This window comes from Streptomyces sp. NPDC048603, assembly GCF_043199475.1.
In the GTDB taxonomy this organism is placed as follows: Bacteria; Actinomycetota; Actinomycetes; order Streptomycetales; family Streptomycetaceae; genus Streptomyces.
Window position 1 is genome coordinate 379,354 of record NZ_JBICVY010000005.1, and the last position, 13,594, is coordinate 392,947.

Annotated in this window: 10 protein-coding genes; 8 read left to right on the top strand and 2 right to left on the bottom strand. The window is 73.3% G+C overall.

From position 1 onward, the window contains the following. The first annotated feature begins 86 nt into the window (after positions 1-86). The 7 genes from ACGFQ9_RS14425 to ACGFQ9_RS14455 all read left to right on the top strand — a co-directional run bounded on the left by ACGFQ9_RS14425 (position 87) and on the right by ACGFQ9_RS14455 (position 7,594). Complete coding sequence (locus ACGFQ9_RS14425) at positions 87-1,562, top strand: hypothetical protein (RefSeq protein WP_393574079.1); 1,476 nt, start codon at positions 87-89, stop codon at positions 1,560-1,562. 194 nt (positions 1,563-1,756) lie between these two features. Further along, the gene (locus ACGFQ9_RS14430) at positions 1,757-2,758 is read left to right on the top strand and encodes a GDP-mannose 4,6-dehydratase (protein WP_393574080.1); all 1,002 of its coding nucleotides are present in this window, start codon (positions 1,757-1,759) and stop codon (positions 2,756-2,758) included. A 36-nt stretch (positions 2,759-2,794) separates the two neighbouring features. Beyond that, positions 2,795-3,508 carry an NDP-sugar synthase gene (locus tag ACGFQ9_RS14435; protein ID WP_393574081.1) on the top strand — a complete coding sequence of 238 codons (714 nt, stop codon included), beginning with the start codon at positions 2,795-2,797 and terminating at the stop codon, positions 3,506-3,508. Positions 3,509-3,515: 7 nt separating this feature from the next. Beyond that, on the top strand, positions 3,516-4,433 hold the full coding sequence (locus ACGFQ9_RS14440; protein WP_393574082.1) for an NAD-dependent epimerase/dehydratase family protein: 918 nt from the start codon (positions 3,516-3,518) through the stop codon (positions 4,431-4,433). Continuing rightward, positions 4,430-5,113, top strand: a complete 684-nt coding sequence (locus tag ACGFQ9_RS14445) for a spherulation-specific family 4 protein (protein WP_393574083.1) — start codon at positions 4,430-4,432, stop codon at positions 5,111-5,113. Before ACGFQ9_RS14440 ends, ACGFQ9_RS14445 begins: the two co-directional genes overlap by 4 nt. Positions 5,114-5,240: 127 nt before the next feature. After that, positions 5,241-6,050: an alpha/beta fold hydrolase gene (locus ACGFQ9_RS14450; protein WP_393574084.1), complete on the top strand. Its 810-nt coding sequence runs from the start codon at positions 5,241-5,243 to the stop codon at positions 6,048-6,050. A 128-nt stretch (positions 6,051-6,178) separates the two neighbouring features. Continuing rightward, complete coding sequence (locus ACGFQ9_RS14455) at positions 6,179-7,594, top strand: amidase (RefSeq protein WP_393574085.1); 1,416 nt, start codon at positions 6,179-6,181, stop codon at positions 7,592-7,594. 52 nt (positions 7,595-7,646) lie between these two features. On the opposite strand, the gene ACGFQ9_RS14460 is transcribed toward ACGFQ9_RS14455, so the two are convergent. Both ACGFQ9_RS14460 and ACGFQ9_RS14465 read right to left on the bottom strand, forming a co-directional pair. Next, entirely contained in the window at positions 7,647-9,941 is a 2,295-nt protein-coding gene (locus tag ACGFQ9_RS14460) for a LamG-like jellyroll fold domain-containing protein (RefSeq protein WP_393574086.1), read from the bottom strand. Between the two features lie 285 nt (positions 9,942-10,226). After that, positions 10,227-12,350 (bottom strand): SpoIIE family protein phosphatase, encoded by a 2,124-nt coding sequence (locus ACGFQ9_RS14465; RefSeq protein ID WP_393574087.1) that lies wholly within the window; start codon positions 12,348-12,350, stop codon positions 10,227-10,229. A 431-nt stretch (positions 12,351-12,781) separates the two neighbouring features. Here ACGFQ9_RS14465 and ACGFQ9_RS14470 point away from each other — a divergent pair, with 431 nt between their 5' ends. Continuing rightward, complete coding sequence (locus ACGFQ9_RS14470) at positions 12,782-13,564, top strand: hypothetical protein (protein ID WP_393574088.1); 783 nt, start codon at positions 12,782-12,784, stop codon at positions 13,562-13,564. Positions 13,565-13,594: the final 30 nt, after the last annotated feature.

A 13,594-nucleotide genomic window follows, 5' to 3' on the forward strand; every position in this document is an offset into this window, starting at 1 on the left:
ACGCCGGTCCACCGGACCTCAGGGGAGCACGACTCCACGACCGCGAGCGGGAGTCGAGTGGACACCGGCACAGAGAGCCTCGCCGGATGAGCGGGCCGATGGACCTCGAACCGCGCCGCGGGCAGGACGACACCCTGATGCTGCGGCTGGCCCGGCCCCGACGGCCGGAACCCGCCCGGCCCGGCGACCGCGACACCCTCGCGATGCGGCTGCCCGACCCGGTGACCCTCGGGCTGCGGCTGCCCGGCTCCCTCCGCGACGGGCCCCTCCGCGACGAGCCCCTCCGCGACGAGGCGGCCGTCGACCGGCTCGCCGCGGAGATGGCCGACCGGATCGGCCCCGCCGTCCACCCCTACGAAGTGGCCGCCCTGCTGGAGGCCGACGGCCTCTCCGCCGACACCATCCGGCAGCGCTACGGACACCCCGACATCTTCTCCCTCGCCGCCGCCCTGTACGAGCGGGTGCCACGGGTCTTCGCCGAACCGGCGCCCACCCCCGACCCCTGGCGGCCCGACACCCTGCGCTGCCTGCTGCGCGGCGTGCTCTTCGCCCTGCCCGCCCTCGCGTACCCGCTCACCGCCCCGCTCTGGCAGCCCGGCGAGCACGCCGCCGCCCTCGTCATCGCGGGCATCCTCTCCTGGGCCTGGGGGCAGGCGCTCGGCCACCGGGCCTACGCGCGGATGGCGGCGGGCCGCCGCGAGGCCGCCCGCACCCTGCTCCGCGGCGCCCCGCTCGGCGCCCTCCTCGCCACCGCTGCCGCCGCCGTCACCGCCCAGGGCTCCCCGGCGACCTGGGCCGCGGCCGCGCAGTCGCTGTACCTGGCGGCCGCCGGCGTGCTGCTCGTCACCGGCGGGGAGTACCGGCTGCTCGCCGCCCTGTCCCCGATCGTCGCGGGTGCCGCCGTACTGCCCTGGTGGGAGCCCGGACCGGTGCTCCGCGCCGGACTGCCCGGCCTGGCCCTGGCCGCCACGGTCCTCGCGGCCGGGTGGACCCTGCGCGCGGGCCTCACCGTCCCGGCCGCCGCCGGCGACGCGGCGGGTCCGTCACCACTGCGGTCCCTGCCCTACGGCCTGTTCGGCCTGGCGGCCGGCCTGCTGGTGCTGATGGAAGGCGTACGGGAGCCGTACGCGGTGATCGTCCTGACGGTGAGCATGGGACCGGCCGAATGGCTGCTCTACCGCTACCGGAGCCTGTCGGCCGCCGCGCTCGCCGCCTCCGCGACCCCCCGCGCCTTCCTGCTGCGATCCGCCGGGGTGCTGGCCCTGTGCCTGCTCGCCTACACCCTTCCCCTGGTGCCGGCCGCACTGCTCACCGGGGCCGGCCCCGCCACGCTTCCGCTGCTCGCGGCCGCGCTGTGGACCGCCCTGCTGCTCCAGGCGTTCGGAGCGGCCTGGCCGCCAGCCCTGATCTGTCTGGCCGCCGCGGGCACCGCCGGCGCGGTCACCCTCGCCGGGCCGAACCCCCCACCGGCATCCGTTCTGGCGCTGTGCAGCGGAACCGCCGCTCTGTGTCTGACCGGGTGCGTGGTCCGCCTCCTGGGCCGTCCCGCCCCACACGCCTGAGCCCCCGGCCGGACCCGCCACCCCGCCGGCCCGGCCCACCCCGCGGCCCACCCACGGCCGCACCGCGCCACCGCACCACGAACGACCGCACCACGCACGGCCGCATCACGCACCTCCCACCTCGCACCTCGCACCTCGTACGGCGGAACCCGCACTCCGCACCCGCACGCACCACCACCGAAAGGAGAGGTCGGTTGACCTCCACACCGCTCGCCGCCGTCACCGGAGCCGAGGGCTTCATCGGCTCGCACCTCACCGAGGCCCTGGTCGCCTCGGGCCACCGGGTCAGGGCCATGGCCCAGTACAACTCCTTCTCCTCGTACGGCTGGCTGGAGACGCTGGCCCCCGAGGTCCTGGACCAGGTGGAGATCGTCCTCGGCGACGTCCGCGACCCCGGTTCCGTCCGCGGGCTGCTCGACGGCGCCGACTGCGCCTACCACCTGGCCGCGCTCATCGCGATCCCGTACTCCTACCGGGCACCGCACAGCTACGTGGACACCAACGTCACCGGCACCCTCAACGTGCTGGAGGCGGTCCGCGCACTCGGCACCCCCCGCCTGGTGCACACCTCCACCAGCGAGACGTACGGCACCGCGCAGACCGTCCCGATCAGCGAGGACCACCCGATCAACACCCAGTCCCCGTACGCCGCCTCGAAGGCGGGCGGCGACCGGCTCGCCGACAGCTACCACGCGAGCTTCGGCACCCCGGTGGTGACCCTGCGCCCCTTCAACACCTTCGGCCCGCGCCAGTCGATGCGCGCGGTGATCCCCACCGTCATCGGCCAGGTCGCGGCCGGGGAACGCGTCATCACCCTCGGCGACCTTCGCCCCACCCGGGACTTCAGCTACGTCAAGGACACCGCCGCGGCCTTCCTGGCCGTCGGCACCGCGCCCGCCGACCGGGTCGTCGGCCACACCTTCAACTCCGGCACCGGCACCGAGATCTCGGTCGGTGACCTGGTGGCACTGATCGGCAAGGTGATGGACGCGCCGATCGACGTGCGCGAGGACTCCCAGCGGATCCGGCCCGCCGCCTCCGAGGTGATGCGGCTGGTCGCGGACGCGAGCAGGCTCACCGCCGCCACCGGCTGGGAGCCCGCCCACACCCTGGAGCAAGGACTCGCGCACACCGCGGAGTTCTTCCGCGACCCGGCCAACCTGGCCCGCTACAAGACCGGCATCTACAACGTCTGACCCTGCCGCACCGACGCACCGACAAGGAGGAAACACGTGTACGCAGTGATCCTGGCGGGCGGCAAGGGAGTCCGCCTGCGCCCCTACACCACGGCCCTGCCCAAGCCCCTCGTCCCGATCGGGGACCAGCACGCCATCCTGGAGATCGTGCTGCGCCAGCTGTCCACGGCCGGATTCACCAGGTGCACCATCGCCATCGGCCACCTGGGCGAGATCATCCGCGCCTACGTCGGCGACGGCTCCCAGTGGGGCATGAGCATCGACTACGCCACCGAGGAGAGCCCGCTGGGCACCATGGGTCCGCTGCTCAACCTCAAGGACCGGCTCCCGGAGAACTTCCTGGTGATGAACGGCGACGTCCTGACCGACCTCGACTACGCCGACGTGCTGCGCCGGCACGAGGCCTCGGGAGCACCGCTGACCATCGCCACGTACCCCCGCAAGGTCCACATCGACTTCGGGGTGCTCACCACCGACGCCAGCCGGGTGGTCGGCTTCACCGAGAAGCCCAGCATGGACTACCGGGTGTCCATGGGCGTGTACGGCCTCAGCCGGACGACCCTCGACGGCTACACCCCCGGCCTGCCGCTGGGCTTCGACGAGCTCGTCCTGGACCTGCTGAGGGACGCGAACCCGCCGCACGCCTACGAGTTCGACGGCTACTGGCTGGACATCGGCCGCCCCGACGACTACGACCGGGCCAACGCCGAGTTCACCAGCCGCAAGTCCCTCCTCCTCAAGGGGGCCTGAGCACATCGTGCGCATCCTCGTCCTGGGCCGCACCGGCTACCTGGGCGCCCATGTCGCCGACCGGCTCCGGGGCCTGCCGGACGCCGTGATCCTCGACGGCGGCCGCTCGCCGGGCGCCGGGTTCGCGGTCGACCTCGCCCTCGACCGTCCCGAGCGCCTGGCGAAGACCCTGGCGGCGGCGGCCCCCGACGCCGTGGTGAACTGCGCGGGCGCGACGGGCAGCGACCCGGTCGCGCTCGCCGAGGTCAACGCCCGCGGCCCCGCCGTCCTGTGCGCGGCGCTGAGGGAGGCGGCCCCGGCGGCCCGCCTGGTCCACCTGGGCTCGGCCGCCGAGTACGGGCCCGGCACGCCCGGAACCCGGGTGGCGGAGTCGGAGCCCGCCTGCCCCGTCACCCCGTACGGCGCGTCCAAACTGGCCGGGACCGTCGCCGTGACGGCCTCCGGCCTGGACGCGGTGGTGCTGCGGGTGGGCAACCCGGTGGGGCCCGGCGCACCGGCCACCGGGCTGCCCGGCCGGATCACCGCCCTGCTGCGCGAGGCCGGCGCGGACCCGGCCGCGGTGCTGCGGCTGGGCGACCTGTCCGCGTACCGCGACTTCGTGGACGTCCGGGACGTGGCCCGGGCGGCCGAGCTCGCGGTCACGGCCCGGGGGCCGGTGCCGCCGGTGCTGAACGTCTCCACCGGCGAGGCCGTCCCGGTCCGCGACCTGGTGGCGGCCCTGGTCCGCCGCTCCGGCTTCCCGGGGCGCATCGAGGAGGACTCGGGGGAGGCGGCGGGGTCCTCCCGTTCAGCCGCGGTGTCGTGGCAGTGCTCCGACGTCACCGGCGCGGCACGGGCCCTGGGCTGGCGGCCGGAACACCCGCTGGACCACATGGCCGACGCGCTGTGGGAGGCGGCGGCCCGCGACGACGGCACCGGCCCGTGAGGCTCCTGGTGCCGCTGTACGTCCACCCGGCCGAGGACCCGGGAGCCTGGGCCCGGCTGATCGGGGCCGCGGACCGGACCTACGCGGTGGTGCTCAACCCCGCGAACGGTCCGGGCCCGCGCCCCGATCCGGCGTTCCGGGCGGCGGCCGACGCCCTGCGCGCGGCCGGCGCCCGGCTGCTGGGCTACGTCGACAGTGCGTACGGCGCCCGGCCGGCGGCGGAGAACACCGCCGAGTTCCTGCGGCACCGGGAGTGGTACGGCGTCGACGGCTGCTTCCTGGACCGGGCGACACCGTCGGGGGAGGGGCTGCGCGCCTGCCGCCGGCTGGTCCGCTCGATGCGCCGGCTCGGCGCGGGGACCGTGGTGCTGAACCCGGGCGTCCACCCGGCGCCCGGGTACCTCCGCCTCGCGGACCTGGTGGTCACCTTCGAGGGCCACTGGTCGACGTACGTGTCCTCGTTCAGCCGGCCCGCCTGGACCCTCCGCCACCCGCCCGAACGGTTCTGCCACCTGGTCTACGGCGTGCCCGCGCCCCTGGCACCGCTGGCCGTGCGCACGGCCCGCGAGCGCGGCGCGGCGGTGTCCGGCCCCGTCACCGGAGACCTCCCCAACCCCTGGACCGAGCCGACCCCGGCCCTCCACCTGCCGGCCGAAAGCCCCGGTTCCCCCGATCCGTGAGACACCCTCCGGCAGCCGTGCGTCGGGCGTGGCGGGCGGCCCGGGGGGACGGGGGTGGGCGAGGGTGGTCGGAGACACGATCGCCCTCGGCGTGCGCCCGCCGGCGAGCTTCCCTGGAGGTCGGCCCATGCCGCGCTTCGTCACGTCCGACGAGGTCTCCCTGCACTTCTACGACGAGGGCACGGGCCGGCCCGTCGTCCTGATCTCCGGCTACGGACAGCCCGCCGACGACTGGGCGCTCCAGTGGGGGGCGCTGCGCGGGGCCGGGTACCGGGTGGTCTCACTGGACCGCCGCTGGGCCGGCAGCTCGGACCGGCCGCCGTACGGGCTGCGGATGTCACGGGGCGGCCAGGACGTCGGGGAGCTGCTGGCGCACCTCGGCCTGGACGGCGTCCTGCTGGTCGGCCAGTCGATGGGGGCCAGTCACATCTGGGCGTACGCCGGCCTGCACGGGTGCGCGCGCCTGGCCGGGATCGTCTCCCTCGACCAGACCCCGAGGATGCTCAACGGCTCCGGCTGGGACTACGGCTTCTACGGGCTGACCGAGGAGAACCTCGGGACGTTCTTCCTCAGCCCGGAGAACGTGTTCGACACCGGACACGGCCGGCTGTGGCAGGACCCGCTGGAGCTGGACGCCCGGATCCGCGCGGCCGGAGGCAGGGGGGCGAAACCGGACATCACGGCGGACACCTTCCCGCTGCTGTTCGACCACGTGTGCCAGGACTGGCGCGACGTGGTCGCCCGGATCACCGTCCCGGCGCTGGTCGTCGCCGGGGACCAGAGCCAGTTCTGGCCGGCCGGGCACGCGCAGGCCACAGCCGAGCTCAGCCCGCTGGCCCGCGCCGAGGTCGTCCCGGGAGCCGGACACGCCGTCCACGTCGACAAGCCCGAGGCGGTCAACCGGCTGCTGCTGGAGTTCGCGGCCCCGCTCGGCTGAGACCGGCGAGACCGGAGAGACCGGCGAGACCGGAACCGCGAAACCGGAACGGTCGGACCCCTCCCCTGTTACCGGCCGGTAAGCAATGATGGCGGGCGACCATCCACACGGCGGGGGCTGAGGCAGCGGTGACGACTTTCGACGCAACGACCAGGGTGCACGCCTTCCGGGACGACGCCCTGGGAGAGCACGACGCCGTAGGCCTGGCCGCGGCGATCCGCCGGGGTGAGGTCGGCGCAGCCGAGGCCGCCCGCGACGCGGCGGAGCGGGTACGGGCGGTCGAGGCACGGCTGAACGCGGTCCAGGTGCACCTCGACGACCCGGCGCCCGCCACGGGTACGGGCGGTGCCTTCGCAGGGGTGCCGACCTACGTCAAGGACAACACCGACTACCGGGGACTGCCCACCGGCCACGGCAGCGCGGCCTTCACCCCGAAGACGGCGCGGCGCCACGCCCCCTTCGCCCGGCAGCTCCTGAGCACCGGTGTCACGGTGCTCGGCAAGACCCGGCTGCCCGAGTTCGGGTTCAGCCCGACCACCGAGTACGAGGACGCCGAGCCGGTGCGCAACCCGTGGCACACGGACCACTCGGCGGGCGGTTCCTCGGGCGGCAGCGCGGCGCTGGTGGCCGCCGGAGCGGTGCCGATCGCGCACGCCAACGACGGCGGCGGATCGATCCGGATACCCGCCGCCTGCTGCGGACTCGTCGGCCTCAAGCCGACCCGCGGCCGGACCGTGGCCAACGCCCAGAGCCGTCAACTGCCCCTGGACCTGGTCGCCGAAGGAATAGTGAGCCGCTCCGTACGGGACGCCGCCGCCTTCCTCGCCGCCGCCGAGACGTACCGGCGCAACCCGAAGCTGCCACCCCTGGGCCTGGTCGAAGGACCCTCGGCACGCCGCCTCCGCATCGGCTTCCTCATCGACTCCCCGAACGGCGTCCGTTCCGACGACCCCACCCGGGCGGCGGTCAAGGACACCGTGGCGGCGCTCGAACGCCTCGGCCACACCGTGGAGCCGGTCGAGCTGGCCGTCGACCCGAGCTTCACCGACGACTTCCTCACGTACTGGGGCATGCTGTCCTTCCTCCTCGGCGTCACCGGGCGCACCCTCGGCACGGACTTCGACCGCCGCCGGATGGACAGCCTCAGCCGCGGGCTGCGCGAGTCCTACCTGGCGACCTGGCGGCGGACCCCCGGCGTGCTGCGCCGGCTGAAGCGCACGAGGGAGGCGTACGCGGCGTCCTTCCGCGGGCTCGACCTGGTCCTCTCGCCCGTGCTCGCCCACACCACACCGCGGATCGGCCACCTCAGCCCGGCCGTCCCCTACCCGGCGCTGGTCGAACGGCTCCTCTCCTACGTGGCGTTCACCCCGGTCAACAACGTGGTCGGGACACCGTCGATCTCGCTGCCCGCCCCGAACGCCACCGAGCACGGGCTGCCGATCGGCGTCATGTTCTCCGCCCGCCCGGGCGCCGAACGCACCCTCCTGGAGCTCGCGTTCGAGCTGGAGGCCGACCGCCCCTTCCGCCGCATCCAGGACGTGTGAGGCCCCGGCATCCGGTGCTGCACGCACCGGACGCCGGGGCCGGCGGCACGGATCACGCCGAGGGTGCCGTCGCCAGGTCGAAGTGGTTCTTGACCTGGGCGGGGGTGAGCACCTTCGGGTAGACGGCGGTCTCGTCCAGCTGACCGGCGAACCGGTCACTCACCGGACGGCCCGGCCACCCGGCCAGGTTGTCGCCGCCGACGTGCCAGTAGCCCGTGTAGGCCCCGTGGGTGGCGACGCCGAGCGTGCCCTTGGGCCGCCCGTCGACGTAGAGCGCCATTCCGGCCGGCCCCTGGGTCGCGACCACGTGGTGCCAGCGGTTGTCGTTGTACGTCTCGAACCACTGCGTCGCGAGGGTGTAGGGCGATCCGGAGTACACGCCGAACACCAGACGGCCGGAGTCGGTCATGTAGAGCTGCTTGTCGTACTGGCCGCTCTGCCAGGTGGTGTGGCTGCCGAACCCGATCAGCTTGCCGCCGCGGGTGGTGCCGGTCTTGAACCACGTCTCCAGGGTGTAGGAGCCGCCCACCGTCTCGCGGTGGTCGCTGTAGACCTGCTGGCTGGTGCCGTTGAAGCCCATGGCCGTGCTGCTGCCCGTGACCGCGCCGGGCGTCTGCCGCAGCGCCGGCGCACCCACCTGGACACCGCTGGTGTTGCCGCCGCCGGAGGAGTCCGCCACGTACGGGCTGACGGTGTCGTCGTAGCGCCAGTACAGCGTGGCTCCGTCCGCACGGACCTGGTTCGGGTACGCCTGCACCGAGGCCGGGACGGTGACGGAGGCGGTGGCCGACAGCGCGCTCGTGTTGCCCGCACCGTCGGTGGCCGTGACCCGGTAGGTGTACGTCTTTCCGGCCGTGACCGCGGTGTCGTTCCAGGAAGCCTGCCGGCGCTCGAAGTCCAGGGAGTCGGCGGTCATCGTGTGGACGGGCGTGGCCGCGCCGTTGCGGTAGATCCGGTAGGTCAGCTTGCTGTCGTCGGCGTCGAGGCTGGTGCGCCAGCGGAGCTGGACCTCGCCCGGCCGGACGCTGCCGGCGCTCACGACCGGGGTGGTCGGCACGCCGGTGTCACCGGTGGACGCGAAGCGGGTCAGGCCCTGCTGGGGCTTGCCGTTGACGGTGGTGAACTCACCTCCGACCCACATGTACTTCGTGTCGCCCTTCGCCGCGACGGCCATGACGCGCGGGCCGACACCCTCGCCGATACCGCCGTTGACGGCCGGGAACCAGCCGAGCTTGCGGGTACCGGGGACGAACCCGTCCACCGGAGCGGGTGCGGTGCCCTTGTGGTGGGTGGGCTGCGCCATCAGGTAGCGGCGCTTCCCGTCGTCCGGGAACTCGCCCTCGGTGGCGCAGTTGTGCGCGTGGGAGGAGATGTACAGCACGCCGTCGTACGGCAGCACGTTCTGGGTCGCGCCCAGGCAGCGGTCGCGCCACCGCTCCCCGAAGTCGCTGAGGTCGAAGGCGGCGCGACCGTCGAAGACGCCTCCGGAGTTCCCCTGGTTGCCCGTGTAGAAGCTGGTCCCGTCGGTGGCGATGTCCATGACGACCGAGAGGGGGTGGAAGCTGTTGTACGTCTTCTTCACCGCACCGGATGCCGCGTCCGCCACGGCGAGTGCATGGCTGTTCGCGCCGTTGAGGGTGAAGAAGTCGCCGCCCAGCAGCACGTTCTTGCCGTCCGGAGTGAGCTCGATGGCCCGCCCCGACTCGTCGGCGTTCGCGGTGAAGGGCCGCAGGGCGCCGGTCGCGGCGTCGACCGCGGCGAACTTCTGGCGGGACTGGCCCTGGACGGTGCCGAAGTCGCCGGCCGCGTACAGCGTGTCCCCGGATACGGCGAGCGCGCGCACGGTGGCGGAGAAGCCCGGGTGGAAGGCCGCCTTCGGGGTGCAGCCGGCGATGTCGATCGCGGCGACGTTGGAGACCTTCACTCCGTTGACGGCGCCGAACCGTCCACCCGCGTAGAGGGTCTTCTTGTCCTTCGAGACGACCAGGGAGCGCACGGTGGCGGTACTGCTGGTGGCGGTGAAGGAGAGCTTGCACGAGGTGGGGTTCCCCGTCGCGGCGTCCAGCGCGGCGAAGTTCACCGCCTGCTGCGGCGAGCCGGACGCGCCGGCGGGCGGACGGAGCTCGGAGAAGGTGCCGCCGGTGAACACGGTCCCGTTCACCTGGGTCATCGCCCACACGATGCCGTTGGTCTGCCAGGCGGGCAGGTTGTCGGCGGTGAAGGACACCGGCGGCGTGATGGCCGAGGCGTGCGGTGTCACGACCACGGCGATCCCGGCACCGGCACCCGCCAGCGACAGCACGACGGCAGCGGTCAGCACTCTGGACCTGCGTCTTTCGGTCACCATCAGCACCTCAAGTATCAAGGATTGGACGAGGGGTTGGCGAAAGGGTGCCAGAGGAGAGCGCCGGAGAATTCGGACAAATGGAAATGCGTGCCGAGATGCCGGACCGTTACCTGACGACTACACTTGACGGACAGTCAAGTGTGTTGCAAATCAAGGGGGTTGATTCGACGGGAGGCGAGCTGTGCGGCTCGCGGTTTCCGCTCCGTTATCGAATCGAAATAAAATCTCTTGCGCCGGTGGAGCATTGACGAATATTCAGTCAGGAAGCGCTGTCACGGATTGAAATCAAGCTGCCGCAGGCGGTGATCCGACGGCGGGCGGGTAAGGCCGTACACGGGCGATGACCAGGGCGACGTCGTCGGCCGCGTCGGGGTGGCGCAGCGCGGCCAGCAGCCTGTCGCAGGTCGCCTCCGGGGGGAGGCCGGGATCGGTGAGGAGGCTGAGGAGCAGGTCGAGGCGTTCGTCCAGGGCGTCGTCCCGGGTTTCCACGAGGCCGTCGGTGTACAGGACCAGCCGGTCCCCGGGGAGCAGGTCCAGGACGGTGTTCTCGAAGCCGGCGCCGCTGAGGCCTCCCGTGCCGAGCGGCACGCCGGCGGGCAGGCCGACCAGTTCGGGGGCCATGCCCGACCGGACGATCACGGGGGGAGGGTGCCCGGCGAGGGCGACGCGGCAGCGGGAGCCGTGCGGGTCCCAGGTGGCGTAGACGCAGGTTGCGAAGGTCCCCTCCAGGTCGGCGGTGATGCGGTCGAGGTGGCCCAGGACCTCGGCCGGGTCGAGGCCGAGGTTCGCCAGGGTGCGCGTGGCCGTGCGCAGCTGTCCCATCGTCGCGGCCGCGTGGACACCGTGACCCATGACGTCGCCGACCACGAGCGCGGTCCTGTCCCCGGGCTGGGGGATCGCGTCGAACCAGTCGCCGCCGATCCCGGCGGCCGCCGCCGCGGGCTGGTAGCGGTAGGCGATCTGGAGGCCCGCGGACCGGGGCGGGGGCCGGGGGAGCAGGTGCCGCTGCAGGGTCAGGGCGGTGTCGGTGGCGTGCTGGTACCAGCGGGCGTTGTCGATGGCGATCGCGGCGCGGGTGGCCAGCTCGCCCGCCAGGGTGACGTCGTCGTGGCCGAAGGCGAGCGGATTGCGGGCGCGCAGGAGGCCGAGGGCGCCGAGCACCTGGCCGCGGGCGGTCAGCGGTACGACCAGGTAGGAGTGTGCGCCCTCCCGGGCCAGGAGGTCAGCGGCGGCCGCGTCGCGCGCGATGTGCGCCAGGTCCGTGCCGGTGATGTGCGAGACCAGCACGGGACGTCCGGTGCTCACACAGCGTGTGACCAGCCGCTCGGCCGGATAGGTGATGCGCTCGCCCACCGGGTCGGCGGCGCGGACGGAGTCCGTCTCGTAGGCCGCGGCCACGGCCATGGCCACGAAGAGGGCCTCCCCCGTCCGAGGGCCGGGCGCCGGGGCCTCACTGCCTTCCAGGACGGAGTCGAGGACGTCGACCGAGGCCAGGTCGGCCAGGTCGGACACGACGAGGTCGGCGAGCTCGCGGGCCGTGCGCACCAGGTCCAGTGTGGTCCCGACGGTCACCGACGCCCGGGCGATGAGGTCCAGGCGCCTGCGCGCTTCGACGGCCTCTCCGGCCGCGCGGTAGCTGTCGGTGACGTCCACCACCATCACGGCGAGACCGATCACCCGGCCGCTCCGGTCCTCCAGCCGGTAGTAGGAGCCCGACCAGGCATGTTCCTGATGCGGATCGGCGGGCGTAAGCCCGATTCCGTACTGGTCCAGCAGCGGTACCCCGGTGTCCAGCACCTGGCGCATGGCGGCTTCGATCACGTCCGTGTCCAGGAAGGGCAGTGCCTCACGGGGTGTGCGGCCCAGATGTTTCCCGGCGGGCACGCCGTTGATCCGCTCCAGCGTCGGATTGACCAGGACGTAGCGCAGGTCGGTGTCCAGCACCGCCAGCCCGAGCGGCGACTGCGCCACCAGCGGCACCGACAGGGCCAGCTCGCGCTCCACGCCCCGCAGAACGGCTTCGTCGCAGGCGATGCCCAGGGCGTACACACCGCCGTGCTCGTCCTGCAGCCGCATGTTGCGGAACTCCACCAGCCGTGTGGAGCCGTCCTTGCGCCGCACCGGGAAGACGCCTGCCCAGGCCCCGTCACCGGCCATGACCTTCGCGAACAGTTCGACGACCAGACCGACGTACTCGTCGGCCACCAGGAGTCCGGCCGCGTGGCGGCCCAGCGCCTCCTCGGCCGACCAGCCGAACAGCTCCTGCGCCTGGGGGCTCCACAACGTGATCCGCCCGCCGGCGTCCAGGACCACCGCGGCCACGCTCAGCACGTCCAGCAGTCCGCCCGGCTCGGAGGGAACCACTCTCACCGGGCCGGGCCCGGCCCGGAACGCCTCGGACGTGGCCACGACGGGACCTCCTTCACCCACTGCGGCGGGGCCGGGACCTGATCATCCGGTCCCGCACCCGCCCTCGGCCCTCATCCCATCCTCCTACCGCCCGGTTCCGGCGGCAGCCTCCACGTGGGGCCTTGCCGTGGTTCGGCGCGTGCGGGTGGTGGGAGGCGGGGGGCCGGGCGGGCCGGGGCAGCGCGTCGCGGACGGCCGCACCGCTGCGGCCTCCCGGCAGGGGACAGGGCTCGCCGCAGGGGGCGGACGACAGCTCGTGCCTGGTAACGCCCGGGAAACATTCCGTCGGCTCGAATGGCCGCGGCGGGTCACGGTGACCCGCCGCGGGCGTCGAGTCCGCGTCGTGATCGCGAGGTTTCGCCATGGGTTCTTCTGCCGGTCGTCCACGAGTGTCGCGCAGGTCCCTGCTCGCTGCCGGTACAGCCGTCGGGTTGCCCGGTGTGCTGTCGGTGCCGGCTGCCGCCGCGCCGCAGCGCAGGCACCCGGCAGACGGTCACCTTGTCCTGGACTACCGACCGAGCCAGCCCACCGGCTGGCCGGACATGCCCGGCAAGGCGCCCGGGACGCTGGGCGGGCACACCGCTTCCGCGGACTTCACCTTCAACGGAGTCCCGCACCGCGTGGCCCTCCTCCCGTCCGGGCGGAACGGGGCCTCCACCGACCCCGTCTACGAGGGCGTTCCCGCGGACCCGGCCGTCGGCTTCGAGAAGGAACTCGCCGCCGCGTTCGGCGCGCACTACGCATTCCGCTACACGGGCGGATTCCGGGGACAGGGGGAGTTCCGCGTCCAGTCGTACGGCGTCTTCGCCACCGAGGGGACACAGGAGCAGCCGGGAGCCACGTTCGGGGGCGGGTTGTACGTCGTGTACGAGGCCGACACGCGCGCCGGCGATCCGGACATCCACGAAACCCTGCGCTGGATCCAGGTGGTCCGCCAGTCCGGGACCATCGGGAACCGCCACGAGGTCGACAACATCGGCAGGGCGAACCCCTTCTACATGGACGGCGGGCTGACCTCGATCCACGGCACCGAGGTCTGCAACTTCCACGACACCTCGCAGATCTCGCTGGACGCCCGTGTCGACCTCGACGAGGAGTTCCTGGCCGAGACCTTCCTGACGCACGACACCGGCAACAGGGACCGATCGGGCCGGGCCGTCGTGCAGGTTCTCGGCGGGATCAGGTGGGGATGGCGGGTGCGGCGGGTGGGATGACCGCCACGTCCCGCCTCCGGTGGGTGCGCG